This window comes from Musicola keenii (assembly GCF_014855505.1).
Lineage (GTDB): Bacteria > Pseudomonadota > Gammaproteobacteria > Enterobacterales > Enterobacteriaceae > Musicola > Musicola paradisiaca.
The window spans coordinates 84853-110707 of the sequence record NZ_JAAWVW010000004.1 but is presented as its reverse complement, the minus strand read 5'-3'; the positions used below and the strand labels follow the sequence as shown (position 1 = coordinate 110707).

At 59.8% G+C, this 25855-nt stretch carries 25 protein-coding genes; 8 read left to right on the top strand and 17 right to left on the bottom strand.

Going from position 1 to position 25855, the window contains the following annotated elements; translation table 11 throughout:
• The 8 genes from HEP82_RS05610 to modE form a co-directional block, all read right to left on the bottom strand.
• On the bottom strand, window positions 1–375 hold the full coding sequence (locus tag HEP82_RS05610) for a copper-binding protein (protein WP_192457192.1): 375 nt from the start codon (window positions 373–375) through the stop codon (window positions 1–3).
• Window positions 376–457: 82 nt separating this feature from the next.
• Window positions 458–904 carry a hypothetical protein gene (locus HEP82_RS05605; RefSeq protein WP_192457191.1) on the bottom strand — a complete coding sequence of 149 codons (447 nt, stop codon included), beginning with the start codon at window positions 902–904 and terminating at the stop codon, window positions 458–460.
• Window positions 905–1018: 114 nt separating this feature from the next.
• Entirely contained in the window at window positions 1019–2071 is a 1053-nt protein-coding gene (gene galM, locus HEP82_RS05600) for a galactose-1-epimerase (RefSeq protein ID WP_192457190.1), read from the bottom strand.
• Window positions 2061–3212: a galactokinase gene (gene galK / locus HEP82_RS05595; RefSeq protein ID WP_192457189.1), complete on the bottom strand. Its 1152-nt coding sequence runs from the start codon at window positions 3210–3212 to the stop codon at window positions 2061–2063. Before galK ends, galM begins: the two co-directional genes overlap by 11 nt.
• Entirely contained in the window at window positions 3209–4261 is a 1053-nt protein-coding gene (galT, locus tag HEP82_RS05590; protein WP_192457188.1) for a galactose-1-phosphate uridylyltransferase, read from the bottom strand. The genes galK and galT overlap by 4 nt, the downstream gene beginning before the upstream one ends.
• Window positions 4262–4312: 51 nt before the next feature.
• Window positions 4313–5329 (bottom strand): UDP-glucose 4-epimerase GalE, encoded by a 1017-nt coding sequence (gene galE / locus HEP82_RS05585; protein ID WP_192457187.1) that lies wholly within the window; start codon window positions 5327–5329, stop codon window positions 4313–4315.
• A 228-nt stretch (window positions 5330–5557) separates the two neighbouring features.
• A complete protein-coding gene (modF, locus tag HEP82_RS05580; RefSeq protein ID WP_192457186.1) occupies window positions 5558–7024 on the bottom strand; it encodes a molybdate ABC transporter ATP-binding protein ModF in 1467 nt (488 codons plus the stop codon).
• Between the two features lie 76 nt (window positions 7025–7100).
• A complete protein-coding gene (modE, locus tag HEP82_RS05575; RefSeq protein ID WP_192457185.1) occupies window positions 7101–7892 on the bottom strand; it encodes a molybdenum-dependent transcriptional regulator in 792 nt (263 codons plus the stop codon).
• 413 nt (window positions 7893–8305) lie between these two features.
• On the opposite strand from modE, the gene HEP82_RS05570 reads away from it, so the two are divergent.
• The 4 genes from HEP82_RS05570 (at window position 8306) to modC (ending at window position 11242) form a co-directional block, all read left to right on the top strand.
• On the top strand, window positions 8306–8464 hold the full coding sequence (locus tag HEP82_RS05570; protein ID WP_192457331.1) for an AcrZ family multidrug efflux pump-associated protein: 159 nt from the start codon (window positions 8306–8308) through the stop codon (window positions 8462–8464).
• Window positions 8465–8721: 257 nt separating this feature from the next.
• Entirely contained in the window at window positions 8722–9495 is a 774-nt protein-coding gene (gene modA, locus HEP82_RS05565; RefSeq protein WP_192457184.1) for a molybdate ABC transporter substrate-binding protein, read from the top strand.
• On the top strand, window positions 9495–10184 hold the full coding sequence (modB, locus tag HEP82_RS05560; RefSeq protein WP_012764799.1) for a molybdate ABC transporter permease subunit: 690 nt from the start codon (window positions 9495–9497) through the stop codon (window positions 10182–10184). The genes modA and modB overlap by 1 nt, the downstream gene beginning before the upstream one ends.
• Complete coding sequence (gene modC / locus HEP82_RS05555) at window positions 10184–11242, top strand: molybdenum ABC transporter ATP-binding protein ModC (protein ID WP_192457183.1); 1059 nt, start codon at window positions 10184–10186, stop codon at window positions 11240–11242. Before modB ends, modC begins: the two co-directional genes overlap by 1 nt.
• A 115-nt stretch (window positions 11243–11357) precedes the next feature.
• Here the strand turns inward: modC and HEP82_RS05550 are convergent, their stop codons facing one another.
• Window positions 11358–12179, bottom strand: coding sequence for a pyridoxal phosphatase (locus tag HEP82_RS05550; RefSeq protein WP_192457182.1), 822 nt, complete (start codon window positions 12177–12179; stop codon window positions 11358–11360).
• A gap of 186 nt (window positions 12180–12365) precedes the next feature.
• Between HEP82_RS05550 and pgl the strand changes: the two genes are divergently transcribed.
• Together pgl and HEP82_RS05540 are read left to right on the top strand one after the other, a co-directional pair.
• A complete protein-coding gene (pgl, locus tag HEP82_RS05545; RefSeq protein WP_192457181.1) occupies window positions 12366–13355 on the top strand; it encodes a 6-phosphogluconolactonase in 990 nt (329 codons plus the stop codon).
• 377 nt (window positions 13356–13732) lie between these two features.
• Entirely contained in the window at window positions 13733–15391 is a 1659-nt protein-coding gene (locus HEP82_RS05540) for a dipeptide ABC transporter ATP-binding protein (RefSeq protein WP_192457180.1), read from the top strand.
• On the opposite strand, the gene HEP82_RS05535 is transcribed toward HEP82_RS05540, so the two are convergent.
• The 7 genes from HEP82_RS05535 to HEP82_RS05505 are packed head-to-tail and all read right to left on the bottom strand — an operon-like array spanning window position 15382 to window position 22877.
• The gene (locus tag HEP82_RS05535; protein WP_192457179.1) at window positions 15382–16224 is read right to left on the bottom strand and encodes a sulfurtransferase; all 843 of its coding nucleotides are present in this window, start codon (window positions 16222–16224) and stop codon (window positions 15382–15384) included. The genes HEP82_RS05540 and HEP82_RS05535 overlap by 10 nt on opposite strands.
• Window positions 16218–17222 (bottom strand): ornithine cyclodeaminase family protein, encoded by a 1005-nt coding sequence (locus tag HEP82_RS05530; protein WP_192457178.1) that lies wholly within the window; start codon window positions 17220–17222, stop codon window positions 16218–16220. The genes HEP82_RS05535 and HEP82_RS05530 overlap by 7 nt, the downstream gene beginning before the upstream one ends.
• 2 nt (window positions 17223–17224) lie before the next feature.
• Window positions 17225–18223 carry a 1-aminocyclopropane-1-carboxylate deaminase/D-cysteine desulfhydrase gene (locus HEP82_RS05525; protein WP_192457177.1) on the bottom strand — a complete coding sequence of 333 codons (999 nt, stop codon included), beginning with the start codon at window positions 18221–18223 and terminating at the stop codon, window positions 17225–17227.
• Window positions 18220–19620, bottom strand: a complete 1401-nt coding sequence (locus HEP82_RS05520; protein ID WP_192457176.1) for a M20/M25/M40 family metallo-hydrolase — start codon at window positions 19618–19620, stop codon at window positions 18220–18222. The genes HEP82_RS05525 and HEP82_RS05520 overlap by 4 nt, the downstream gene beginning before the upstream one ends.
• The gene (locus HEP82_RS05515) at window positions 19617–20531 is read right to left on the bottom strand and encodes an ABC transporter permease (RefSeq protein ID WP_192457175.1); all 915 of its coding nucleotides are present in this window, start codon (window positions 20529–20531) and stop codon (window positions 19617–19619) included. The genes HEP82_RS05520 and HEP82_RS05515 overlap by 4 nt, the downstream gene beginning before the upstream one ends.
• A gap of 1 nt (window position 20532) precedes the next feature.
• Window positions 20533–21387 (bottom strand): ABC transporter permease, encoded by an 855-nt coding sequence (locus HEP82_RS05510; RefSeq protein WP_192457174.1) that lies wholly within the window; start codon window positions 21385–21387, stop codon window positions 20533–20535.
• Window positions 21384–22877 carry an ABC transporter substrate-binding protein gene (locus HEP82_RS05505; protein ID WP_192457173.1) on the bottom strand — a complete coding sequence of 498 codons (1494 nt, stop codon included), beginning with the start codon at window positions 22875–22877 and terminating at the stop codon, window positions 21384–21386. Before HEP82_RS05505 ends, HEP82_RS05510 begins: the two co-directional genes overlap by 4 nt.
• A gap of 361 nt (window positions 22878–23238) precedes the next feature.
• Here HEP82_RS05505 and HEP82_RS05500 point away from each other — a divergent pair, with 361 nt between their 5' ends.
• Together HEP82_RS05500 and HEP82_RS05495 are read left to right on the top strand one after the other, a co-directional pair.
• A complete protein-coding gene (locus tag HEP82_RS05500; protein ID WP_192457172.1) occupies window positions 23239–23898 on the top strand; it encodes a GntR family transcriptional regulator in 660 nt (219 codons plus the stop codon).
• Window positions 23899–24178: 280 nt separating this feature from the next.
• Window positions 24179–24361 (top strand): hypothetical protein, encoded by a 183-nt coding sequence (locus HEP82_RS05495; protein WP_192457171.1) that lies wholly within the window; start codon window positions 24179–24181, stop codon window positions 24359–24361.
• Between the two features lie 169 nt (window positions 24362–24530).
• Here HEP82_RS05495 and HEP82_RS05490 read toward each other — a convergent pair whose 3' ends face one another.
• Entirely contained in the window at window positions 24531–25781 is a 1251-nt protein-coding gene (locus HEP82_RS05490; RefSeq protein ID WP_192457170.1) for an LVIVD repeat-containing protein, read from the bottom strand.
• Between the last annotated feature and the right edge of the window lie 74 nt (window positions 25782–25855).

The window sequence follows — 25855 nt, the reverse complement described above, 5'->3', positions numbered from 1 at the left end:
TTAACGCTGTTGTGGAGTAATGGCCGTCAGGGTGTAGCCGTCTGCGTCCTGAACGAAGCTGAAATTGACTGCGGTGCCCTGCGGCAGCGGCGACCATTGCCGATCCGCCGGCAGTTTGAACGTCATGGTCATGGCGGGCCAGCGCAGCGCGGGAACCGCGGCGTGCGCCAGCGTGACGCCGTCAGCATGCCACTGTTTTACGGTGCCGGTGGTTTGGTAGAGGGCCGCCGCCGCGTGATTCATGGACGACATGTCGCCATGATTCATACCGCTGTGGTTCATGCCGGCCATGTCGTGGGTGGGTTGCTGTGTTTGTTCCGCCAGCAGCGGCGTGGAGAAAAACAGGACAGAGATGACGAAAAAGAGGGTGCGCATGATAAATAACTCCAAAAATCAAATCGATAAATAACAAAAAGCCTGCGCAGAAACGCGCATAACGGGTTATTCATCGGGAGAGCTATTCTCTGAAACGGCAGAAACGGATTTCCGCCGGCGGCCCTATGACAGGTGGGGTAAACCAATCCGGCCCGGAAACCACGAGTGCAGACGCCGGGAGGGCGAGCTGTAGTTCGGTCTCGGCTGGCAGCGCCAGCAAGGCGATGGACGGCGTATCCTGGCTGGCGGAGTCCGGCAGGCAGTGCTTGTCGCACAACGGGCCGGCGTCAGCCGTATTCGCCACCGGCGTGCCGTCCGCCATGTTGTGGTTCATCGTCATGCCGGCTGGCTGGGTATGGGCCTGGTGCTGGATAACCGCCGGCGCGGCGACAATCGACAACGAACATGCGTGGCCCGCCACCGCCAGTTGGGTGTTCAGCAACAGCCAACACAGCGTCAACAGCCAACCCCATCTGCTGGTGTAACGCAGATGCCGGTAGCTGAGAGACGCTGAGTGGCGTGTAGTCATGGCAAGTGTCCGAATAAAAACTAGCGCCAGTGTAAAAGTCTGAAAAACCTTACGACAAGCAACAAATTGAAGAGTTTTGTAAAGCGCCGGAAAGCGAGGCTCTCCGGCATACCGTCAGGGATGAATGCTCAGCGCGTAGGTAGTGAGAGAATGATAGCGTTTGCCGGGCTTCAACCAGCAATCGGGCTGTGGCCAGTCGGGGTGATGCGGGCTGTCCGGTAGAAACTCGCTCTCCAGCGCGATGCCGGCGAAATTCTGGTAACGGCCGCCTTCCCGCGTCGGGGTGCCGGTCAGAAAATTGCCGCTATACAACTGCAGCGCCGGGGCGCTGGTATACACCGCCAGTTCCAGTCGACCGTCGGCAGACCACAGCTTGGCTGCCGGGCTTTCGCTGGAGCCGCAGGTGCGGTGCAACAGGAAGGCGTGATCGTAGCCGCTGACGGCCTGCTGATCCCGATCGATCATAAAATCTTTCAGCAGCGTTTTAGGGTGACGGAAGTCGAAACTGCTGCCCTGTACCGCTTTCAGTCCGTTGAGGGGGATGCCTTCGCTATCCACTGGCAGGTAGTAATCCGCCATAATTTGCAGTTGGTGCTGCCGGGCATCGGAACGACGGCCGTCCAGATTGAAATAGGCATGGTTGGTTAAACAGACCGGGCTGGGCTGATCCACCACCGCCTGATAGTCGATTGCCAGCGCATTCTGCTCAGTCAGTTGATAGCGCACTTGCGCCGTCAACGCGCCGGGGAATCCCTGATCGCCGTCCGGTGAATGAAGTTGATAGACCACTTGTCGCGCGTCCCGTTGCAGTATTTGCCAGCGGCGGGCATGAAAACCGTCCGGGCCGCCGTGCAGTTGGTGACGACCCTGATTGGCGGTGAGTGCAATGTCATTGCCGTCGTAGTGCAGTGTGGCGCGGGCGATACGGTTGGCGTAACGGCCGACGGACGCGCCGAGGTAGGCATTTTGCTGTGGATATTGCTCCGGCGCGCAACCGAGTAGGATCTCTCGTGTTTCCGTGTCGGACAAGGGGATCTGGCAGGAGAGCCAGGTGGCTCCCCAGTCCATCAGTGTGACGTGCATACCCGCGCGGTTGCACAGCGTGACGAGCTGAAAAGGCTGCCCATCCGGCGCCAGCTCGGTAGTTTCGGTAAGGTTACTCGACATAACCTGCTCCCGGCGAAGCCTGACAAACGTAACAGGTGGGTTGCAGCCCAGTGCGTTGAGGGTACTCGAGCGCCACCGTGTTTTGCACTACATCGGCCAGATGCGCAGGAACCAGCGCCACGACGCAACCGCCGAACCCGCCGCCGGTCATTCGCACGCCGCCTTCGGCGCCGATGACGGATTTGATGATCTCCACCAGGGTATCAATCGGTGGAACGGTGATCTCAAAGTCATCACGCATGGAAGCATGAGAGGCGGCCATCAGTTCTCCCATATGCCGTAAATCGCCGAGAGCCAGTGCATCGGCCGCCGCCAGCGTGCGGGCGTTTTCGGTGATGACATGGCGGGCACGGCGGGCCGCCAGCGGATCCAGCCCGGCTGAACGGGCGGCGAAGTCCGCTTCGCTGACATCGCGCAGCGCACTGACCTGGAAGTAGCGCGCGGCCGCTTCGCACTGTTCGCGGCGGGTGTTGTATTCGCTGTCTACCAGTCCACGCTTGACGTTGGAATTGATGATGACGACCGCCACATTTTTCGGCAACGGTACGGCGCGGGTTTCCAGTGAACGGCAATCGATCAGCAGTGCATGGTCGCGCTGGCCTTGCGCGGAAATCAGCTGATCCATAATGCCGCAGTTGCAGCCGACGAACTGGTTCTCCGCTTCCTGTCCATTCAGCGCCAGCGCCACGTTATCCAACGGCAGTTGATATAGCGTCTGGATTGCTTTGCCGACCGCGACTTCCAGCGAGGCGGAAGAGCTTAACCCGGCGCCCTGCGGCACATCGCCGCCAATCACCAGATCTGCGCCGTCAAAAGCATGGCTGCGGCGTAGCAGGTGCTTGACGACGCCGCGTACATAGTTGGCCCACTGCCAGTTCGGATGGGGCTCAATCGGCGCATCCAGCGAAAATTCGTCCAACTGATCGTGGTAGTCCGCCGCCACGACCCGAATCAACCGATCCGCACGCGGCGCCGCGCTGATGGTGGTGCAGTAGTTGATGGCGCAGGGCAGCACGAAGCCGTCGTTGTAATCCGTATGTTCCCCGATCAGATTGACCCGGCCCGGCGCCTGCACGATGACGGCGGGGGGATAGCCGAACTGCTGCAGGAACACGGCCTGGGTACGTGCGGATAAGGTCATTGAGAAACTCCTGAATCACGATAATGAATGTCGCTGACCGCACGCAACCGTTCGGCGGCCTGCTCGGCGGTGAGATCGCGCTGGGTTTCCGCCAGCATTTCGTATCCCACCATGAATTTGCGAACCGTGGCGGAGCGCAGCAGCGGCGGGTAAAAGTGGGCGTGCAATTGCCAGTGGCTGTGGTCGCCGTCGGTGAATGGCGCACCGTGCCAGCCCATGGAGTAAGGGAACGAGGTGTGGAACAGGTTATCGTAGCGGCTGGTGAGCTTTTTCAGCGCGAGTGCCAGATCCTGGCGTTGTGACGGTGTGATCTCCGGCAGACGCAGCACCTGTTCTTTGGGCAGCAGCAGGGTTTCGAACGGCCACGCCGCCCAGTAGGGCACCACCGCCAGCCAGTGATCGGTTTCCACCACTATCCGCGTTTTTTCCCGCAGCTCGCGTTGCAGATAATCCACCAGCAACGGCGTTCCTTGTTGCTGGAAATAGTCACGTTGCAGCCGGTCTTCCCGTTCCGCTTCGTTCGGCAGGAAGCTGTTGGCCCAGATCTGCCCGTGCGGATGCGGGTTAGAGCACCCCATCGCCGCACCCTTGTTTTCGAACACCTGCACCCAAGGGTACGTTTGTCCCAATTCTTCGCTTTGCTGTTGCCAGGTGGCAATCACCTGTTCCAGCGCGGTCAGCGGCAGTTCCGGCAACGTTTTGCTGTGATCCGGCGAAAAACAGATCACCCGGCTGGTGCCGCGCGCGCTCTGGCTACGCAGCAATGGATCGTGGCTGTCCGGCGCGGGCGGCGTATCCGCCATCAGCGCGGCGAAATCATTGGTGAACACATGTGTCCCCTGGTAGTCCGGGTTTTTATCACCCGTCACCCGTATGTTGCCGGGGCAGAGAAAACACTGAGGATCGTGAGTCGGCAGCGAATCGGATGAGACCGTCTCCTGCTGACCTTGCCACGGACGTTTGGCCCGGTGTGGGGAAACCAGCACCCATTGGCCGGTCAACGGGTTATAGCGGCGATGTGGATGTTCGACAGGATCAAAATGCGCCATGGGGTACCTTTTTTCTCATGCGTGGTCGACGTTCTTGCGACTATCGGCAAATCAATCGGGAAAACCGTTCGGGTGGCGGGACTGCCAACGCCAGGTATCGGCCGCCATTTCGTCCAGCGTGCGGCTGACGCGCCAGTGCAGTTCGCGGGCGGCTTTTTCGGCGTCGGCCCAGTAGGCGGGCAAATCGCCATCACGCCGCGGTGCGAAATGATAGGGCAGCGGTTTGCCGCAGGCCCGGCTGAAGGCCTCTACCATTTGCAACACGCTGTACCCTACGCCAGCGCCCAGATTGTAGATATGCACACCCGGTTTTTGGTGCAGCGCGCGCATGGCGGCGACATGACCATCCGCCAGATCGACGACGTGGATGAAGTCGCGCACGCCGGTGCCGTCCGGCGTTGGGTAGTCGTGGCCGTAAATCGCCAGCGATTCGCGGCGGCCTACCGCGACTTGCGCGATATAGGGCATCAGATTATTGGGGATGCCTTGCGGATCCTCGCCCATCTCGCCCGATGGATGGGCGCCCACCGGGTTGAAATAGCGCAATAGCGCCACGCTCCAGTCCGGCTCGGCGCGCTGCAGATCGGCGAGGATCTGTTCCACCATCAGTTTGCTGCGGCCGTAAGGGCTGGCAGGCGTGCCGGTGGGAAAACTTTCTTGATAAGGGATCTGAGGCTGATCGCCGTAAACAGTGGCGGAGGAGCTGAAAATCAGCGTTTTGACGCCTGCCTGCTTCATGGCGTCCACCAGCGTTAGGGTGCCGTAGACGTTGTTATCGTAGTAGCTGATAGGCTCACGTACCGATTCACCGACCGCCTTCAGGCCGGCGAAATGGATAACGGCGTCGATATCATGCTGGGCAAAAATCGTTTGCAGCAGAGGGCGATCGCGAATATCGCCTTGATAAAAAATAGGTTCTTGCCCGCTGACCCGAGTGATGGCGGTGATCACGCTGGCTTTGCTGTTGCACAGATTGTCGAGGATGATCGGTTGGTGCCCCGCTGCGATAAGTTGTACGCAGGTATGGCTGCCTATGTAACCGCTACCACCGGTGATCAGGACTTTCATAGAAACATCTCCAATGTGATTTCATTAAAAAAAATACCATGACAAAAAGGATAAAAAGGTGATCAGCGCCGAACTATAAGCAATCTCAGTGTGACGCTGATGTAGAGGGATCAGCATATCGCGATGAAATAACGACGCCAGTAGTTTCGTCATTTAAAAACAGGAAGAGGGATTTTGTGGTAACGTTATCACTCCGGGCGCTCATCAGAATGAATGCCCGGCGCGAAGTCAGAGGCGCTCGGTCTGATAATAGTAAGCGTCTCCCTGAGGGACAAAGGTCAGCCGGTGGGTGATGCAACCAGGGGCGTCCTCAGCATGGTGGGAAACGAACAGCAATTGCGTCTCTCCCTGACCAATCAGGATATCCAGCCAGCGCCGAACCAACTGCCGGTTGAGCGGGTCGAGCCCTTGCAACGGTTCGTCCAGAATCAGCAACGTGGGGTGTTTAACCAGCGCCCGCACGATCAGGATCAGGCGCTGCTGGCCCCAGGAAAGGGCATGGAACGGCGAGTCGGCCAGCGATGTTAATCCGAGTAACGACAGCCATTGATCGGCCAGAAAACGTTGCCGATCTGAAATCGCCTGATAGATGCCGATGGAGTCGAGAAAACCGGAAATGATCACGTTGCTGACGCTGGTGTTAACCCGGTATTCCAGATGCAGGCTGCTGCTGACATAGCCGATATGGCGTTTGATGTCCCAGATGGTTTCGCCGCTGCCGCGACGGCGCCCGAATAACGTGAGATCGTTGCTGTAGCCCTGAGGATGATCGCCCGTCACCAGGCTCAACAGCGTGGATTTGCCTGCGCCGTTCGGCCCAACGATTTGCCAGTGCTGGCCGGGCAGAACCTCCCAGGAGAGATCGTCCAGAATGCGGCGATCATTGTAACTCACCACACCGTGATGTAATTGGATGCGAGCGGTATCCGGGGCCAGCGTCGGACGTAGCGTCGGATCCTCCGCTGCGGGGAGTGCGGTGTTGGCGACCGCTTCGCTATGCGCCAGCTGTGACACCAGCACATCGGACAGTACCGCGTCCCGCGTCCCCTGGCGCGTGAGCGTGCAGTCCGCCAGAATGCCGACCTGCCCGATAAACGGTGGTATATCCTCAAAACGATTGAGAATCAGCGCCATCGTCTGGCCGCCCTGCGCCAGCGTGGCCAGCAATGCGGCCAGTTGCGCGCGCGAGGCGACGTCCAGACCATCGAAGGGTTCGTCCAGCACCAACAGATCCGGTTGCGTCATCAATGCCTGACACAACATGGCCTTACGGGTTTCTCCGGTAGACAGATATTTGAAACGTCGCGATAACAGGTGGGTGATGCCGAACTGTGCTGCCAGTTGTTCACAACGCGCCGCCTCTTTCACGTCGTCCTGAATAACTTCGGCGGTGGTGCGGCCGGTGTCGTCCTCGTCGGCGCTCAGCATGTCGGTGTTGTTGCGCTGCCACTCCTGCGAAACCAATTGCTGTAACTGTTCGAACGATAACCGCGCCACGCGCTGAAATTGAGATTGGCGATCGCCGTTCAACAGCACCAGTTCACCGGAGAGCGCTCGCGCCAGCGCGGATTTGCCGCTGCCGTTGGCGCCGACAAACGCCCAGCTTTGTTGCTGGCATATCATCAGTTCATCAAGGCGTAACGTGCGGGTATCGCTCAATCGAAATTGTGCCTGACGGATTTGCAGCAATGACATAATAATTCCCTGTTTGTGTGATCAAGCCCTTAGGGATAAGGCGCATGGTGGCGTCAGTCAAGGCTTGAAGCGTAAGTCAGCACAATGTCGCGATAATGACTTTATCCGCGTCAAAGCTGACGTTGACCCGCAGGTCGGCATGCAATTCCTGCCGTGCGACCGTTTCGTTGGGCAGCGTGGCGCACACGATTTCGCCGCCGTCCAGCGTCACCAATACTTCGCTATGGCTGGCGCCCGGTTGCAGGCGGGTGATCTGGCCGGGCAGGATGTTGTCGGCGTCGGGGGCCGGGATGCCTGCGGCGGTGACGTCCACCCAAGGGGCCTTGATCAATACCAGTACCTCTTTGCCGCTTTCCAGTTGTAGGCGCTCGGCGCTCTGTTGAGTGACGGCGGCCTGCAATCGGGTTTTGCCGTCTGCCAGCAGGATCGCTAAATGCTGCTGAACCTGCTGATGATCCCGTTCCAGCACCGTTCCAAAAAATTGGTTGCGGGCGCTGGTTTGTAGTGAAAAACGGGCGATGGCCGCTAATAGGCTGTCGAGCGGCAGGTTGTCCTGTTGCAGCGCGTCAAACGCCTTTTGCTGGATTTGCGCCAGCAGATCATACAGCTGCAGCAGCCGGTCGCCGTAGCGCGTCAGCAGTGCACCGCCACCGCCTTTGCCGCCGGTGGAGCGTTCGACGATGGTTTGTTCCGACAACAAATTCATGTCGTTGATGGCATCCCAGGCGCTTTTGTAGCTGATACCGGCCAGTTTTGCTCCCTGGCTGATTGAACCGGTCTGTTTGATCTGTTTCAGCAGGGTAATACGTCGGGGATCGGCGAACAGACGTTCCTGCAGTTTGAGGGTAAGAAGAATTTCTGCTTGCATGGCAAGGTTCCGTATTAGTGATTATTCAATAGATTATACCTGTCATCCCTTTGACTTCATTACTCCTTCCCTCCATGGGCTTGCCTCTTTCGCGACACAACTCGCTGTTTTCACCGCAGCCCACGGCAATGTCGCTGTTCGATCCTGCCGCTTACCGAGGTAAGTTTTTGGGTATTCCTCTGGTTATTGCGTGACAAGGCGCGGATAACGATTGTCCCAAAGTGCCGACGTATAATATGCCGATGTGTATATAGCGGCCTGCATCTGAATGATTTAGGGTATATATCGGTGAGGAAATCGCACAAATGGACGTATGAATTCCCTCGGTTCAGGTAGACTGCCGTATGATAACCCACCCTGAAGAAAAGCATTGCTGGCTGAATGCGGTCAGTCTGGTAAGAAGTGAGGTCAACATGTTGGAATTGCTGAAAAGTCTGTTGTTTGCAGTATGTATGGTACCGGTGATGATGGCGGTGATTTTGGGCGCTATTTATGGGTTGGGAGAACTGTTCAACCTGTTCTCCGCCATTGGTATGGGCAGCCGCCGAGATGCTTCCTTGGTGAGCAAATAACACAATATTTTATTGCGAATCCCAATAAAAACCCGGCGTCGCCGTTTATGCGACGTCGGGTTTTTTTATGACGTACATCTCTGTACGCCACCAACGCACGGACGTCAGGCGCGATTGAAAAACGTTCCCGGCGTTTTTTATGCCTTTGACGTGTGACGAACGGCGTTTTTTTGCGTCAGAACAATGAAAAATCGTAGTAGATTCGATATTTATCGTTATATTGGTTTTTACACAACGATAAATGCTGGGAGGAATCTATGCAATTGCAGTGGACTAAATGGCTGGCTACCGCCACGTTGACTCTGGGAATGACCGCAGGCGCTTACGCTGCACAGGAAAAAGTGACGGTGTTCGCCGCCGCGTCGTTGACCAATGCGTTGCAGGAGATCGCCACGCAGTATCAGCAGGGTAAAGAGGTGTCCATCGTGTCATCCTTTGCGTCTTCTTCAACGCTGGCTCGTCAGATTGAGCAAGGGGCGCCCGCCGATATGTTCATTTCGGCCGATCAGCAGTGGATGGACTACGCGCAAGACAAACAGCTGATGGAAAACGACACGCGCTATACTCTGCTGGGCAACGAGCTGGTGGTGATTGCGCCTAAGTCTTCCGAGATCAAGGGCATTAAAATCAACGACACCACGGATTGGAAAAGCCTGCTGAAAGGCGGTCGCCTGTCCGTCGGCGATCCAGATCACGTGCCGGCCGGTATTTACGCTAAGGAAGCGCTGCAGAAATTGAAAGCCTGGGATACGCTCTCTCCGTTGATGGCGCGGGCTAACGACGTGCGTGCCGCCATGGTGCTGGTGGAGCGCGAAGAAGCGCCGCTGGGCATTGTGTATGGGTCTGATGCCGTCGCCAGCACTAAGGTGAAAGTGGTCGGTATCTTCCCCGCCGATACCCATAAACCGGTGGAATACCCGATGGCGATCGTCAAGGGTCATAATAACGCAGCGGTCAAGGCTTTCTTTGACTACCTGAAAACGCCGCAGGCGGCCGCCGTGTTCAAACGTTACGGCTTTACACCGCGCTGATGATACTCAACGATTATGAATGGCAGGCCGTAGAACTCAGTCTCCGCGTTTCGGTGGTGGCGGTGTTTTTCAGCCTGCCGCTGGGGATTCTGGCTTCTTGGGTGTTGGTGCGTTGCCGGTTCCCCGGAAAATCCCTGCTCGACAGCATTATCCATTTGCCGCTGGTGTTGCCGCCGGTGGTGATTGGTTATCTGCTGTTGATAGGGATGGGCCGCAAGGGAGTGATCGGCGCCTGGTTGTATGAATGGTTTGGTTTCAGCTTCAGCTTCAGTTGGCATGGTGCCGCGCTGGCCTCGGCGGTGGTGTCGTTTCCGCTGATGGTGCGGGCGATACGACTGGCGCTGGAAGCCGTGGATCGTCGGCTCGAACTGGCGGCCCGCACGTTGGGCGCCGGCCCGTGGCGGGTATTTTTCACCATAACCTTGCCGCTGACGCTGCCCGGCATTGTGGTGGGCACCGTGCTGGCCTTTGCCCGCTCGCTGGGGGAGTTCGGCGCGACCATCACCTTTGTTTCCAATATTCCGGGCGAAACCCGTACCATCCCATCAGCCATGTATACCTTGATTGAAACGCCGGGGGCGGAAATGCTGGCCGCCCGGCTCTGTGTTATCGCCATTGCGCTTTCATTGCTTTCATTGCTGCTATCGGAGTGGCTGACACAGTGGGGCCGTAAGCGGCTGGGGGGATAATGCTGCAATTGGATTTTACCCAGCAACTGGGCGATTTGTCGCTGTGCGTGAAAACCACGCTGCCGTCCAGCGGCATTACTGCGGTGTTTGGCGTATCCGGTGCGGGGAAAACCTCACTGATCAACGCGATTGTCGGGTTGACCAAACCCGATCAAGGACGCATTCAGCTTAATGAGCGGGTGCTGTCTGACAGTGATATGCGGGTTTTCCTACCGCCGGAACAACGACGGATCGGTTACGTCTTCCAGGATGCTCGTCTGTTTCCTCACTATCGCGTGCAAGGCAATCTGCGCTATGGCATGGCGGAAAAAATGGCGGCACAGTTTGACGACATCGTACAGCTATTGGGTATCGACCCTCTGTTGCGCCGTTATCCAATGACGCTCTCGGGTGGTGAAAAACAGCGGGTGGCGATAGGGCGCGCGTTGTTGACGGCACCGGAATTGCTGTTGATGGATGAGCCGCTGGCGTCGTTGGATCTTCCCCGCAAGCGTGAACTGATGCCCTATCTGGAACGGCTATCAAAAGAGGTCAACACCCCGATCTTGTACGTCAGCCACAGCCTAGAAGAGGTATTGCGCTTGGCGGATCGCGTGGTGGTGTTGGACAAAGGCCAGATCAAGGCGCAGGGGCCGCTGGAGGAAGTCTGGGCCAGCACCGCGTTGCGTGCCTGGCTGCCGCAGGGTGAACAGAGCAGCGTGCTGAAAGTTACCGTGCTGGAACACCATCCGAATTATGCGATGACGGCGCTGTCGCTGGGCGAGCAACACCTGTGGGTGGGGCGGCTCGACGCACCGAAAGGGGAGACGTTGCGCATTCGCGTCAACGCCGCCGATGTATCGCTGGTGATGCAGCGGCCACCGGTCAGCAGTATCCGCAATATTCTGGCGGCCAAGGTGCTGGAATGCATAGAAGTGGGTGATCAGGTGGAGGTTAAGCTGGCGATTGGCGAGCAAGCGTTGTGGGCCAGAATCACCACCTGGGCGCGGGATGAGCTGGCGTTGCGGCCCTATCAGTGGCTGTATGCTCAGATAAAAAGCGTCTCTATCACGTCATAATGTTGCGGTAACTGTATGGCGACATAAAAAACAGAAAACGCCCGGCGCGCCGTTACTGACGGTGATGGCTGCGCCGGCCGTATCCTCTGCCGCACACCGGGATAATCATTCCGGTTTAGTTCAACACTCTGCTCATGATGATATCGGCGATGCCCGGTTGTTCGTTGTGGCCGATCACCAGATCGGCACGCGCTTTCACGTCGTCGGCGCTGTTGCCCATCGCCACGCCTAGCCCTACGTTGGACAGCATGCTGATGTCGTTGAAGTTATCGCCGAAGGCCACGATCTCGTTCATGGCGATGCCCTGCGATGCCGCCCAACGCTGCAACAGGTTGCCTTTGCTGTTGCCGGTTTGCGCCACATCGACCTGATCGATCCACGACCATTCACAGGCCAAACCCAGTTCGTGCTCCACCGAAGCGGCGAATTCATTCAGCGCCGCGCTGTCGGCGTGCGAGGTGGCGAATTTCCAGATATTGCCGGCATCGTGGGTGGCGACGTGCAGATTTTCCACCTGCTGGAACGCCGGGCGTTGATGCTCCGGCAGCGTCTGCGACCAGGCCAGTGAACGGGTGATATGACCGGTGGTGTGCTGATACATCATGGTGTCGTCGGCGTACATCAGCCCGTGGATAGCGAAGTGCTCCAGCATGTCCAGCACCTGACGCGCCTGATGTGGTTGCAGTGGATTGGCGCAGGATGCCCGCTGGGTCTGATAATCATACAAATAAGTGCCGTTGCAGCAGATAGCGGGAGTATCCAGCTCTAGCGCCTGATAAAAAGGGTGAATGGCCGAATGGTGCCGTCCGGTAACGATCAGGATCTTGATGCCCGCTTGTTTGGCCAGTTCCAGCGCCATCAGCGATTCGGGAAGAATGGTTTTCTTTTGGGTTAACAGGGTGCCGTCAAGGTCCAGGGCGATTACACGGTAGGTCATAGATCTCTCATCCGGTTGTCAGAAGCATTCTTGGCGATGGTACACTGGATGCAGGCAGGTCGACAGGTTAATGGTTCTTTATTCTGTGATTTATTCCCGTTTCCCTGTGTACGGCATGAGAAATGATCCGATTTATCAGTGATGGCGTCGGCGCGGCCGGCCATCCGAATTAACAAGGAGAATTGAATGCAGCAAGTGGTTTATATCGCCAGCCCGGAAAGCCAGCAGATTCACGTCTGGCAACTGGCGGCCAGTGGTGAACTGAGTCTGCTCCAGGTGGTTGACGTTCCTGGGCAGGTACAGCCGATGACCATTGCACCGGACAATCGTCATCTGTACGTCGGCGTGCGGCCGGAGTTCCGGGTGATTAGCTATCGCATTGATGAACAAGGGTGCCTGACGCAGGCGGGCGTCGCGCCGTTGCCGGGTAGCCCGACTCACCTGTCCACCGATTTGCAGGGACGTTTTTTGTTCAGCGCTTCCTATAGTAACGCCTGCCTCAGCGTCAGCCCGATCGGCGTTGAGGGGGTAGTGGCCGCGCCGATTCAGCAGCTAGACGGTCTGGAAGGGTGCCACTCTTCCAATATCGATCCGGAAAACCGCGTTCTGTGGGCACCCTGTCTGAAACAAGATCGTATCCGTTTGTATGACCTCGGCATCGACGGCACGTTGACGCCACATCAGCCGGAAGAGCAGAACACGGCGGCAGGCGCGGGTCCGCGCCATATGGCGTACCACCCGAACCAGCGTTTCGCCTACTGTGTGAATGAGTTGGATAGCTCCGTGGACGTCTATGCACTCGATGGACAGATTCGCCGGGTGCAGACGCTGAATGCGATGCCGGCGGATTTCAACGGTACTTGCTGGTCGGCGGATATCCATATCACGCCGGACGGACGCCATCTTTACACCACTGATCGCACCGCTAGCCTGATCAGTATCCTCCAGGTGGCGGAAGACGGCAGTGCGTTGACGCTACTCGGTCATCAACCGACGGAAACCCAGCCCCGCGGTTTTAATCTCGACCATACCGGCCAGTACCTGATTTCCGCCGGGCAGAAATCCCACCATATCGAAGTGTATCGTATTGATGCGGGCAACGGCGGGCTGACGCCGCTGGCGCGTTATGCGGTCGGCCAGGGGCCGATGTGGGTGTCGGTGTTGGCGCTGTCCTGAGTGGCGGCATAGATAAGACCGCGCCCTGCGTCATGCGAGTCCGTTAAGCCGTATGACTTGCGAGGCGACCGCCGGAGAGGCGTTTTCCTGCTCCTCTCCGGTGTGTTTCAGCGATGGGCGGCGCGGACTGATTTTTCTACCCGATAGCATTGCCCCGTACTGGCCGTCGGAGACGGCTTCCCACGCCGCGAGATCTTTAAGACAAGCGGTTTTTTTATTCGACGTCGTCCTGCATCGGCGCGCCTGGCGGGCATTCCGCATTCCTGATAACCCCCGGCTATAAGCCATCAGAAAATCGACTGACCCTATGATTGAGCCGGGGTTGTGCAAAGAATATATTATATATCATCAATCTGTTTTCTGACCGGTACACCGCTATGACTTCCGCATCCCCACTGTTGACCGTTACCGATCTGGCGATCCGAACTTTCCGAGATAAGCCGCTGGTGAATCACATTGCCTTCCATGTTCACGCCGGGGAGATTGTGGCGTTGGTCGGGGAATCGGGTTCCGGTAAAACCCTGAGCGCTCTGTCACTGGTGGGATTGCTGCCGGAAGGGCTGCATCATGCCGCTGGCGAGGTGCGTCTTGACGGGCAGACGATCGCAGCGCCGGGATACGCCTACGCGCCGCAGGTGCGCGGGCAGCGTATCGGCATGGTTTTTCAGGAACCGATGAGCAGTATGAACCCGGTGTTGACGGTCGGAGAACAGATTGCGGAAGTGCTGGTGCGGCATCGGCGTTTGGGCTGGCGTCAGGCGCAGCGGGAAGCCATTGCGCTGTTGGAGCGAGTCGGTATCGTCGAACCGGCCCGGCGCGCCAGGCAGTATATCCATCAGCTTTCCGGCGGCATGCGGCAACGGGTGATGATCGCCAGCGCCATCAGTTGTAAACCGTCGTTGCTGATAGCCGATGAGCCGACCACCGCCCTGGATGTCACCATTCAGGCGCAGATTCTGGATTTGTTGCAGGAACTGCAACGGGAGCGGGGAATGGGCGTGTTGCTTATTACCCATGATCTTGGCGTAGTGGCGCGCTATGCCCATCGCGCCTGCGTGATGCATCAGGGGAATATCGTCGAACAAGGGGATGTCCCGGTTTTGCTCAGCCGTCCGCAGGCGGCTTACACCCGTAAACTGATCGCCGCGTCGCAGCCGGAACCGGCCGCCGCCCGGCAGGTGGCGCAGAGCGATAACCCGTTAATCCGGCTGGAGAACGTTACGAAATCCTACGCGCAGCCGGCCGCCGTGCCATTTTTTCCGGGGCGATCTCATACCGTGCTGCACGCCGCTTCGCTGACGGTGGAGCGGGGAGAAATTGTCGGGCTGATCGGCGAGTCGGGATCGGGTAAGACGACGCTGGGGCGCACGGCGATTGGGTTGATCCCGGTGGATGACGGCGTGGTGGAGTTTGACGGTATCGACCTCGGTCAGGCGGATCGCCGTCAGCGTCGGCAACTGCGCCGGCGAGCGCAGATTATTTTTCAGGATCCCTACGCCAGCCTTGACCCGGCAATGAGCGTCGGTGAACAGATTGCTGAACCGCTGCGGGTACACCGGTTGTGCCCGGCCGGCGAGATCCCGGCCCGGGTGGCGGCATTACTGATGCGCGTCGGGCTGGAACCGCACCATGCCGGGCGGCGGCCCGGCGCATTTTCCGGCGGTCAGCGTCAGCGCATCGTCATTGCGCGTGCGTTGGCGCTGGAACCTGAACTGTTGGTGGCGGACGAAGCGGTGTCCGCGCTGGATGTATCGGTGCGCGGGCAGATACTGACGTTGCTCGGCCAACTGCGGGCGACGCTGGGGTTGAGCATCCTGTTCATCAGCCATGATCTGGGCGCTGTGCGTCAGATCTGCGATCGGGTGGTGGTGTTGTACCATGGGGTTATCGTTGAGCGCGGAACGACCGAACAGGTGCTCGATCGTCCCGCTCATGAATACACTCGACGGTTGGTGGCGGCGGCGCCGGATATCCGCCAGTCACTGGCGCAGCGGCGCGCCAACGACGCGCCGCCCGGTGATCGGGATCAGGCCTGAGGGCCGGCGCCCGTCGGCGCACCGCGTTGCAGCGGCAGTTCCTGGTGTTCGGCCCATTCATGCCAGGAACCGACGTATACCGCCAGCCGGGTATAGCCTGCCAGCCGCAATGCGGTGGTGACGGTGGCCGCGCGCGCGCCGCGGTGGCAGTAGGCGATAATGCGCTGATGCGGTTGCAACCCAGCGGCCTGCGCTCGACGGGCAATCTCTTCCGGCGCTAGAAAACGCCCGCCATGAACCATATCTTCCCAGAACAGCAGTATTGCGCCGGGGATCCGGCCCGCACGCGGACAGCACGGATGCGCAAAGCTACCGTCGAATTCGGTGGGGCGGCGGGCATCGAGAATGAGGGTCGTTACGCCGTCCGCATGGATGACTTCATCGCGGGTGGCGGTATGTTCGCGCCGGAAATCGACCGGCAGCGGCACATGGTGCGACGCGCTGACGACGGCGCTGATCCCCCGGCCCGGCGACACCGCCCCGCCCGCCAGCCGCCAGGCGGTCAACCCGCCGTCCAGCAGTAGCGGGCTGCGTTCGCCCGCCAGTTCGCAAAACCAGACGCCGCGCGGCGAACGCATGCCCACTTGGTGTTCAAAAAACACCGGGGTGGCGTCAGGGCGCAGCGGCAGTTGTCGCCAGGCGTGCAGGAAAGACGCCGCCATCTGCTGCACGCCCGCTTCGGTGGCGTCAGGAATGAAATAGTCATACACATTGAGATGGTGGGCATCGGGCAATGTGGCCTGTCGCCAATCGACGTGATCTCGGACATCAATCAGGTCGAATTTTTCCCCTGTCGCCAGGCGCCGGCGCAAGGTGGAAGCATCTATCAGCATAACGGGGATCCTGTAAACAGCGGCAACGCGGTACCGGTGTTGCTGGCGGCGGCCTGTTGCAGCACCCGCCCCGCCAGCGCGATATCGAACACGTTGAGGCCGAACGAAGAAAAGTAGATCCGATCGTTCGGCGTCGCCCGCCAGCCGTCCACAATCAACTGCGTCAGATCGGCGGCAACCTGGCGTTCGGTAAACTGGCCGGCGCGAAACATTTGGAACAGGCTTTTGGCGCTGGTGCGGCAGAAATCGCCCCAGGCATCCACCACCACCTGCGTAGCGCGGCGGATGGTTTCAAACGCGGCTTCGTGGTAGCCCGCCTGAATCAGCAACGTGCCGTCGCGCATCGCCTCGGGCGTCAGTATCGGCGTCGGGCTGCCGGTGCAACTGATCAACGCGTCGTAGGGCTGCTGCAGTGCGTCCTGTAGCTTGGTTTTGGCGACGATGAGCCAGGGGGAACGTCCGGCACCGACCAACATCTGCTTTAAGTGCGCGGGCGTGCGATTCCAGCAGGTGACTTGGGCGAGATGCGGGAACAGTGTTTGCAGCATGGCGAGGTGGGCGCGGGCCTGCACACCCGCGCCCAGCAGCAATACCCGCTCCACCGGCCTGGGCGCGGCGTAATGCAGCGCCACTGCCGATACGGCGGCGGTGCGGGCCGCGGTCAGACCGCCGCTCTCCAGCAGCCCAATAGGAACGCCGTTGTCCGCCCGGTTGAGCAGCGTCAGCGTCATCGCCATCGGGAAACCATCGTCGGCGTCGGGGCGATGCGCGGTCCATTTCACCCCGGTAATGTTGAATCGGCCGCCGACGCGAGCGGGCAGGGCATAGACTTTCCCTCCAGGCGTGTCCAATCCGACGTGGGTTTCCGCCGGCATACTCGCCGTTCCCTGACGCAGCAGGTGCACGGTATCCACCACGTCGAGAAACGCCTGCTGCGGGTCTTCGCCGCCCAGTGCTCGCACCTGGGACTGATTGAGAAAGCGTAACGGCGCCGGCATGCTCAGGCCTCCAGTAAGCGTTGCGCGAAGGGGTACAGCGCGGGGGATCCGCCGCAGTGGATAAAGACGACCCGGCTGCCCGGCAGGATGCGCCGCTGCGCCACCAGTGCGAACAGGCCGTGCATGGCTTTGCCGGTATAGACTGGATCAAGCAGCACGCCTTCGCACTGCGCCGCCTGATAGATAGCATCGATGCCGCCGGGAGACGGCACGTCATAAGCGGCGCCTACGTAGCCGTCCTCTACCTGGATGTCTTCGGGCAGCCAACGCTGATCCCATTCCAGCAGATCGGCGCATGCCTGCGCCATGACGGCGATGCGCGTCTGAAACCATTCGGACTTGGCGCTGACGCTGATACCGATGATGCGCGTCTGCGGCCAATAGCGGCGGGCGCCGACGTAGAGGCCCGCCAGCGTTCCGCCGGAACCGCAGGGCGCGACGAGGTAATCCGGCGGATTATCGCCGCGTTCGCTCAACTGCGCCGCCATTTCTTCGACTGCGCGGACGTAACCCAGCGCGCCGAGCGGCGTCGCACCGCCCAGCGGAATGACCAGCGGTTTTTCGCCGCGGGCCAGCGCCGCGTCGGCGTGCGCCTGCATGGCGCCGTCAATCTGGGTGAAATAGGCGTCCGGGTCGAGAAATTCCAGCTCCGCGCCAAACAGCCGGTCGAGCAGCAAATTGCCCTGATAGGCGTCGGGCGCATGGCCGCGCAACACCAGCACCGGCTTCATGCCGTATTTACGCGCCGCAGCCGCCACCATGCGGGCATGGTTGGACTGATGGCCGCCGGTAGTGATCACCACGTTCACCTGCCGGCGGCAGGCGTCGGCCATCAGGTATTCCAGTTTGCGTACTTTGTTGCCGCCGCCGCCGAACCCGGTGTAATCGTCGCGTTTAATCGACAACGAAATGCCGAGATCGTCGCCCAGACGCGGCAGCGGCTCCAGTGGGGTGGGGAAAAATCCCAGCGTGACGCGCTCAAAATCAGCCAGTGTTTTCATACGTCATTCCTGTTTTCGGTGTGTTCCCCGGCGGTGCGGGGAGGGTCGTAAAAAGCGCCCAGCCAGTCGACAAGCGATTGGGTAAATCGCGTCAGACCGCGCAGCGTGGCGAATTCGTCGATGCCGTGCGCGTTGCCGCCTTCACCGAGCCCGCCAATCAGAAAGGCGGGCGCGATCGGTGCAAAGGCGTAAGCAGGGGCGCATCCCGGCGCCCACGGCCAGATATCCGGCTCGGCCTGTTGCCGCCGGTAGCTGTGCAGCAGCTCGGCCACCCCCGCATCCTGCATACCGAAGCGACAGCCGGGATAGCTATCGGCGATATGTAGCGCGACGCCGTCCAGTTCCGGGCGTGACAAGGCGTACCGGATGTCATGCAGCAGTGTTTGCGGGTCGAGATGCGGCGGCACGCGCAGCGCCAGTTCGGCGGATGCAGCGTAGGGAATCACGCCGCGTCCGCCGGCTGGCAGGGTATGGATTTCGGCGATGTTGAGTACCGCGCTGCCCAGCAGATGGTTGAGGCAATGCAGCGTATCGCCCTCGATCGCCAGCCGGGCGCTGCGACGAAAGCGCAGCTCATCGGCGACAACGAAACGGGAAGCCAGCGGCGTCAGCAGTGCTTGCGCGTCGTCGTCCGGCTGGCAGGTGAGCAATACGCCATTCTGTTCGGCAGGCGCTATCCGCCCCAGCGCCTGCGTCAACCGCCAGGCCGGGTTGGCGATCCAGGCGGCGTTACTGGCGTGGACTGCCGCCTGCGGGCCGCCCCAATCGCCGCCGTTCACCTGCAATCGCGCGGAGGTCAGCCCAGTAAAGCCCAGATAAATGCGCGGCGGGCCGCCGCCGTATTCGCACAATGACGGAAACAGCACCGCCTGCGACGCCGCGACCGGGCAAGGCTGCCGGGCCAGATAGCGCCGCAGATGGCCGCTGCCGGTTTCCTCTTCCCCTTCCAGCAAGATATCCAGATTGACGCGCAGCCGACCGGAGCGCCACAGCTGGCGTACGACCGCCAGCATGCCCGCCAGCGGCCCTTTGTTGTTTTCCGCGCCGCGCGCTACAAACACGTCGCCTTTGTCCGCCCGGCGGGTAATGACGCCGTTGAAGGGATCGGACTGCCAGCCTTCGGCGTCGGCGGGCATCACATCGTACATGTTGTAGAGCGTCAACGAGGTGCGGGCGCCGATGTCGATCCTTACGTGCACCAACGGCGGTCGGTCGAGCTGCAATTGCCGGCTGACCGGGTAGACGACCTGGGCGTTGAGGTGGGTCTGCAGCCACTGTTCCAGCCAGGCGGCCAGCGTGCGCTGCTGTGACAGATTGCCGCTAACGCTTTGAAACGGCGTGATGGCCGTCAACAGCGCCAGCGTTTCTTCCAACAGATCGGTTCGTTGCCCGGTCACAGTTTTATCCTCGGATTGAGCACCACATACAGCAGGTCGATCAGTAAGTTGACGACCACAAACACCAGAGCCGCCAGCAATACGATGGCCTGCACCAGCGGGAAATCGCGGTTTTGGATCGCCTGTACCGCCAGCCGGCCGATACCCGGCCAGGCAAAAATGATCTCGGTGACCAGCGCGCCCCCCAGCAAAGACGCAAAATACATGCCCTGGACGGTCACTACCGGGATCAGTGCGTTGCGCAGCGCATGGCGGATCAGGATGCGCGTCTGGCTCAGCCCTTTGGCCTGCGCGGTGCGAATATAGTCCTGCTGCAATACATCGATCAGGCTGGCCCGCACCAGCCGGGCGATGGCGCTCATGTAGTAGGCGCCCAGGCTGACGGCGGGCATCAGCAACTGGCTGGCGCTGCCATAGCCGCCGGAGGGCAGCCAGTGCAGATTGAGGCTGAACAGGATAATCAGCAGCAGCCCGAGCCAGAACACCGGGATGGCCTGTCCGCTGAACGCCAGCAGCCGGGCCAGTAGATCCCAGACCGAATGTCGCCAGACGGCGCTGACGATGCCGAGCAACAGGCCGGCCGCCGTGCTCCAGGCCAGAGCGGTCGCCGCCAGCAGCAGCGTCGCTGGAATACGCGCCGCGATCAGGCTGACCACCGGCTGCTCGTAACGCAGCGAAGCGCCGAGGTCGCCGCGCAGCACATTGCCGAGGTAACGGCCGTACTGCTGCAACAACGGCTGGTCGAATCCCATGCTGTGACGAAAGACATCGATCTCCTGTTGGTTGGAGCCCGGTGGCATCATGAGCGCCGCCGGGTCGCCGGTCAGATGCAGGCTGTAAAAAATCAGCAGCGATACGCCGAACATGACTAACACGGCTTGCCCGATGCGCGAGAAAATATAGCGTGGCATGTTATTCGAGCCTCGTGTGGGTGCGGCGCAGCAGCGCGTCGCCCAGCAGGTTGCAGCCGACGACCAGTGCGGCGATAACCACGCCGGGCCACAGCACCAGCCATTGCGCCAGCAGCAGATAAGAGCGCCCTTCGCCGATAAGATTGCCGAGGGTCGGGGTCGGCGGCTGGACGCCCATGCCAAGAAAGCCGATCGACGCTTCCAGCACAATCAGGCGCGGAATATCCAGCGTTAACAACACCACTAACGGCGTCGCCAGGTTGGGCAGAATATGACGCAGCAGTATGCGTGGGGCGGAAAAGCCCATCGCACGAACCGCTTCGATGAATTCCAACTCCCGGATTTCCAGCGTCTTAGCCCGTGCGACGCGGGCGTAAACCGCCCAACTGGTGACGCCCATGATGATGACGATGTTTTGCAGGTTGGTGCCGAACAGCACCATCACCAGCAGGATCAATAAAATAAAGGGCACCGCCAGTTGGATGTCGATAAGACGCATGATCAGCGCGTCAAGCCAACCGCCGGCGTAGCCGGCGATCATGCCGAGCAGGCTGCCGAGCACCACGGCGATCGACGCCGCCAGCATTACCACTGTCAGCGATAACCGCGTGCCCGCCAGTATGCGGGACAGCAGATCGCGACCCAGCTGATCGGTGCCCAGCCAGTGGTGGCCGGAGGCGCTGACGCTGCCCGGCGGTAGGAAAATGTCCGTCAAACTGCCGGCCAGCGGATCGGCCAGCGGCAGCAGCGGTGCCAGCAGGGCCGCCGCCAACACCATGACGATCAGCAGGCCGCCGAGTACGCCGTCGCCGTAGAAACGGCGACGGCGAGCGGAACGTCGGGGCGCGGCGATCATTGCAGCGTCAGATCGAACAAGGGGATGCGGGCGTCGGCCCGGCCGGTGAAATGCAATTTGTCGCTACCGGCGTAGAGCGAATCTTCGCGGTAGAGCGGGATCAGCGGCTGTTGCTCGGCCACCCACTGCTGGATTTTATGCAGGATCTGCTCGCGCTTCTGGCTGTCGACGGTGGCGCGGCTGTCGTTCAGCAAGGTATCCAACTCCGGCGAATTGACGGTGGAGTAGGGTTCGCCCGAATGCAGCACCGGGTAGAGCGCGGCGTCTGCGTCCAGCGTCTGGGTCGATCCCCAGGCCAGCATATACAGTTCCGCCTGCTTGCCGGAGGCCACCTGCTGGGTGTACACCGACCATTCCGGCACTTCCAACTGCACTTTGATGCCGATGGCGGCCAGATCCTGCACGATGGCCTGCGCCACTTCGGCGCTGGCGATGTAGCGGCGCGGCGCCTGGAATTTCAGGCTGAATCCATCCGGGTAGCCGGCTTGCTGCAGCAGGACTTTGGCTTTGACGATGTCCTGTTTCGGCGCTGGAATATCCAGATAGCCGAAATCCTTCGGCCGCGGCAGGGTGCCGGTCGGCGTGCCGAAGTCATGCAGTAACTGACTGGTGTATGCCTGACGGTTCAGCGCCAGCGAGATGGCCTGACGCACCCGGACGTCATCCAACGGTTTCTGGTTGTTCTTCAGCCCCAGATAGATAGTTAACCCGCCGCCTTGCACCTGTTCCAGCCGTACGCCAGGCTTGTTTTGCAACGCCGGTACCAGGTTGGCCGGTACGCCGTCCACCAGTTGCACCTCACCGGTCAGTAAGGCGGTGATGCGGGCGGTAGCTTCAGGTATTGGGCGCCAGATGACCTGGTCGATGGCGGGCTTACCGCGCCAGTAGTTCGGATTGGCCTGCATCACCACCCGCTCGTCGGGAATAAACTCTTTCATAAGGTAAGCGCCGCTGCCGATCGGCCTGCGGGCGAATTCCGCCGCGCCGACCTTACTGATATAGGCGGGCGGAACGATGTACGTCGGGTAGCGGCTCATGCGCGTGGGCAGCAGTGGGTCCGGACCTTGCGTGTGAATGCGTACCTGATAATCGCCGGTGACTTCCACCGAGGCGATGGTACGGATATAAGAGATGGTCGGCGCCTTATTGGCCGGATCCAGAATCCGATCGATGGAGAATTTCACCGCCGCGGCGTTGACCGGTTCCCCGTTGGTGAAGGTGACGCCCTGCCGAAGATCGAACTGCCAGGTGGTGGCATCCAGCGCTTTCCAGGCGGTGGCGAGGCCAGGTTGCAGCCGCATATCGGCGTCGCGCAACACCAGCGTATCGAAAATGTTGTCGACGAGAGTGGCGGCTTCCTTGAGGAAGCCGGGATCCATGGCGGTGGCGGAAGCAGGTTGGCCAATCACCAGTTCGCTAGCCCGGCCGGCGGGCGAAAGCAAACTGAACAGCACAACCAAAGAAGCAATAGTACGGACAGAATGTTTCATTACATCAATCCTTATACCTGTGTCCGGCAACGGACATGACTGGAAAATACAGGCTGTGTTCCTCAATGGCGTGACTGCCGAGGATTTCGTCGCCACGGCGTGCTCACCAACCGCTCTGAGATGAATGATGTCTCAGTCTTGTCTGATGACGAACCTGCCGCGCCGGGTTCATTGAGGAACACAGCCTGATAACAGCAAACGTGGTATCCGGCCTTTCCGGTCTGAGCTCACACGATGGATGGCGTCAACCGGTGTATATATTGAGCTTAAAGATACATGATATATCCTATATACTTCATATATGACAGGCCAATCAGTAAACCGCAATTGCAAATTTGGTTTTTTGCTATAGGAAAAAAGCATGCTGGAGTTGGAGAAAGCGCAACGTGTCAGCCTGACCATGCAGGTCGAGGGAAAATTGAAGAGCGCACTGATTGTTGGGGCGTTGAAACCGGGCGCGAGACTGATCACCAAAGAGATTGCCGAACAGCTGGGCACCAGCATCACGCCGGTTCGCGAGGCTTTGCTGCGGCTGGCGTCGTCCGGCGCGCTGGATGCCGCCCCCGCCCAGGCGTTCATGGTGCCGGAGATTTCGCTGACCTGTTACCAGGAGATCACTCTGATCCGCAAGCATCTGGAAGGGATGGCTGTTGCGGCGGCGTCGCAGCGGATGACCGAGGAGGAGCGGGTGGTGCTGGCGCAGTTCTGCAGCGCATTTCGCGACGCTAAGCTGGCGGGGAACGTTGAACTGGCGCTGCAGGCCAATCGGACATTTCGTTTCCGGCTGTACGACGATGCGCGGATGCCGACGTTGACCTCGCTGATCGAGCAGTTGTGGGTCCGCATTGGTCCTTGTTTTAACTATCTTTATCCGCAGTCCACCGAAACGGCGCAGGGGCACCACAATTACGATGAATTGCTGGAGGCGCTGGCGGCAGGTGACAGCGAGCGCAGCGTCAGGGCGATCCACAAGGCGATTGACGACGGTGCGGAGATTTTGATGCGCCAGTATTTCGCCTGAGACGAGACGGACCGGAAAACGAACGATGGGCGATGTCGAGCGCCGGGTCACGCGGGTGCGGCGCCATTATCCCGAATGTGGGCTCGAGTGCTGGGTAAATTGCACTACACCAGGCGTCAGCCTATCTGTTGCTCGATGCCCGACGACCAAACCATTACCGCTGGCTCTTAGCATATTTCCGGATATCCACCGCAGAAAGCCATATTTCCTTTTGGGTGCATTCTTCGATTAACTCAATACCTGAGCGTATTCCGGTTTGAACCAACAGGTGGAGGTGAACATGATGCTTGCTGTCGCAAAACGTTTCAGAGGAATAGGGAAACGCGCTACCCGAAAAGAAACGCTGAGTGCTGAACGCGACAAGCGTGAGGTTTATCACTGGCTTGCCGCGCTGTTGTCGATTTCCAGTCTATACGGTATCGACATGGGCAATATCGATCCGCGCTGGTTCCACAACCGCTAACGGCCGCAGGGCGCGATTCGCGCAGGATTAATGAAAACAGCATCACCACATTTACCGGTGTGTTTTCCTGGCGAACATTGCCGTCAGTATGCCGTGATGTGCGCCCGCATCAGTTGACGGCGCGCTACAGCCCGCGGTCGCGGGCTACTTCTCCTGAACGCATCACGAACTATCCGCGGTACTCAATAATCGACAGACCTGCGTTGTAGTCGGTGCTGTAGATAATCCCTTGCGCATCCACAAACACATCGCACGACTGAATCACTCGAGGGCGCCCCGGGCGTTGGTCGATCATGCGTTCCGGCGCGGCGGGCACTAATGCGCCGGTTTCTTTGGGATGATATGGGTTGCTGATGTCGTAGGCGCGTACCCCGGCATTCTGATAGGTCGCGAAGATCAGCGAGGAACTGATGAAACTGCCTGGCCGGTTTTCATGCAGATTGTGCGGGCCGAAGTGCGCACCCTTTTTGACGTAGTCCGTTTCATGCGGCTGCGGGAAGGTGGCGATGCTCACCGGGTTAGCCGGATCACGGATGTCGAAGACCCAAATCAGTTTCTCGCCATCTTCCTGATTATCCAGTACCGCTTCATCCAGTACGATCAGCAAGTCGCGATCCGGCAATGGCAGCGCGGTGTGCGTACCGCCGCCAAACGGCGGGCTCCAGTTGCGGTGGCTGATGAGCGTCGGTTGGGTGCGATCGCTGACATCCAGCAGTGTCAGGCCGCCGTCGCGCCAACTGCCGTAAGCGGTATCGCCGCTAACGATCGCATGGTGTAGCGCGTAGCGTTTGCCCTCCGGCCAACCGGGGTGTTCGCCGCCCGCGGTGTGCATCCCCGGCAGCCAATAGCGGCCGGCAACCTCCGGCCTGCGAGGGTCAGCCAAATCGATGGTCAGGAAAATATAGTCGCTGTAACCGTCGAGCAACGCAGAGACGTAGGCCCAACGGCCGCCCACGTACCAGATGCGATGGATGCCGATGCCGTCGAGCGGCAGAAAGCTGATTTCCTGCGGGCGATCCGGCGTGGAGATATCAAAAATCCGCAGCCCGGCGCTCCATGTTTTATCCTGCTGCCGGGTGCTGACCGTATCCGCCACGGAACGGGTGTAGTAGACCTTTTCTTCCGCAAAGTGGGCATCGGCGAACAGGTCGCGCGCGTTGACCACCAGCAATAAATCGTCGTGGGTTTGCAGATGGATGTTCCAGGTGCCGGTCGGCGCGGCGATGAATCCGGCCGGTTTGGGGTTTTTCGGATCGCGGACGTCGACGATGGATACCCCTTGCGACACCATGTGCCCAATGTAGGCATATCCCCGATGAACCATAACCTGAACGCCATCAGGACGTCCGCCCTGATCGCTGTGACCAATCAACCGCATGTTGCGGCTGTACTCTGGCGTGGGTAACGGCGCTGATGCCATAACAAGCCTCCGTGATTGTTGATACGGGTCTATCGGTGCGTAATGGCGTTGGGGAGGCGCCTTGGCGGTAGCCT